The sequence below is a fragment of the Bartonella sp. CL63NXGY genome, assembly GCF_042194905.1.
GTDB lineage: Bacteria > Pseudomonadota > Alphaproteobacteria > Rhizobiales > Rhizobiaceae > Bartonella.
Genome location: NZ_JBHINK010000161.1, coordinates 1 through 543, shown reverse-complemented (window position 1 = coordinate 543; position 543 = coordinate 1). Strand labels below are relative to the sequence as shown.

General features: G+C 38.3%; 1 protein-coding gene and 1 pseudogene. Both read left to right on the top strand.

The annotated features are described in order from the left end of the window. Positions 1–8: 8 nt before the first annotated feature. Positions 9–152 carry a TrwH protein gene (locus ACFIK0_RS09910; RefSeq protein WP_273790050.1) on the top strand — a complete coding sequence of 48 codons (144 nt, stop codon included), beginning with the start codon at positions 9–11 and terminating at the stop codon, positions 150–152. Further along, positions 149–543: pseudogene (locus ACFIK0_RS09905) on the top strand (hypothetical protein); the annotation flags it as partial. The gene ACFIK0_RS09910 and the pseudogene ACFIK0_RS09905, both read left to right, overlap by 4 nt.

Sequence of the window (543 nt, the reverse complement as noted above, 5' to 3'; positions counted from 1 at the left end):
ATATTAAAATGAAGTCGATCATTCTTATAATTTTGATTGCAAACCTTTTATCGGCTTGTGCATTAGCACCAAAGCTAAAACAGCCCAATGATAGGAACCGTGTGCCTATTAATAAAACAATCCCTGCCGAAATCAAGCGAGGAGACAGATGAAAAAGCGATTTATTATAACAGGAATGATCACCCTTTGGGGAATGATAAATTTGGCACATGCAGTGGATTTTTCTGAAATACATGTAGACGCAGATCCATCAAATTTATGCAATGTTCTAGCAGTGGGACGTGCAGAATTTGAAAAGCAAATGTATGGAAAAGACAGCACTGGAATCCTAGAAAAATGTTCAAAATTGCAATCATCTGCTTCACCGCCACAACCTGCTTCACCGCCACAACCTGCTTCACCGCCACAACCTGCTTCACCGCCACAACCTGTTCTATCAGCAGAATATTCGGAAATCCTTCAGCTTTTAAAAAAAGGAGAAATTATTGAGCTCTTAAAAAAACAGCTTGAGTTAAAAAAAGAACAAATTTCGCAAACAGAAAA